Source organism: Streptococcus mitis, assembly GCF_047464945.1.
Taxonomy (GTDB): Bacteria; Bacillota; Bacilli; order Lactobacillales; family Streptococcaceae; genus Streptococcus; species Streptococcus mitis_EA.
The window spans coordinates 1-1,126 of record NZ_JASHAX010000022.1 but is presented as its reverse complement, the minus strand read 5'-3'; the positions used below and the strand labels follow the sequence as shown (position 1 = coordinate 1,126).

Sequence of the window (1,126 nt, the reverse complement as noted above, 5' to 3'; positions counted from 1 at the left end):
GAAGATAAAGTTAAAGCTGTAAATCCAGATGCAACAGTAGTTGTAGATGATAAAGGAAATGCGACAGTCACAACTCCAGAAGGTAAGACAGCCGTAATTCCAGCAGCAGACTTGACGAAAGATCCAGAAGCTGCAACTAAACCAAATGCAGGTAACGACATCGTTAAACCAGCAGATAAGACAGTAGTAGCAAATCCAGAAAAACTTACAGATGCTGAGAAGAAAGCGATCGAAGATAAAGTTAAATCTGTAAACCCAGATGCAACAGTAGTTGTAGATGATAAAGGAAATGCGACAGTCACAACTCCAGAAGGTAAGACAGCAGTAATTCCAGCAGCAGACTTGACGAAAGATCCAGAAGCTGCAACTAAACCAAATGCAGGAAACGACATCGTTAAACCAGCAGATAAGACAGTAGTAGCAAATCCAGAAAAACTTACAGATGCTGAGAAGAAAGCGATCGAAGATAAAGTTAAAGCTGTAAACCCAGATGCAACAGTAGTTGTAGATGATAAAGGAAATACAACAGTTACAACCCCAGAAGGTAAGACAGCTGTAATTCCATCAGCAGACTTGACAAAAGATCCAGAAGCTGCAACTAAACCAAATGCAGGTAACGACATCGTTAAACCAGCAGATAAGACAGTAGTAGCAAATCCAGAAAAACTTACAGATGCTGAGAAGAAAGCGATCGAAGATAAAGTTAAAGCTGTAAATCCAGATGCAACAGTAGTTGTAGATGACAAAGGAAACGCAACAGTTACACCAAAAGATGGAGAACCAGTAGTAATTCCAGCAGCAGACTTGACGAAAGATCCAGAAGCTGCAACTAAACCAAATGCAGGCAACGACATCGTTAAACCAGCAGATAAGACAGTAGTAGCAAATCCAGAAAAACTTACAGATGCTGAGAAGAAAGCGATCGAAGATAAAGTTAAAGCTGTAAATCCAGATGCAACAGTAGTTGTGGATGACAAAGGAAACGCAACAGTCACAACCCCAGAAGGTAAGACAGCTGTAATTCCAGCAACAGACTTGACGAAAGATCCAGAAGCTGCAACTAAACCAAATGCAGGTAACGACATCGTTAAACCAGCAGATAAGACAGTAGTAGCAAATCCAGAAA

General features: G+C 40.7%; 1 protein-coding gene. It reads left to right on the top strand.

The annotated features are described in order from the left end of the window. A partial coding sequence (locus QM424_RS09775; protein ID WP_414394554.1) for a MiiA motif-containing surface protein occupies nucleotides 1–1,126 on the top strand: 1,126 nt, incomplete at both ends.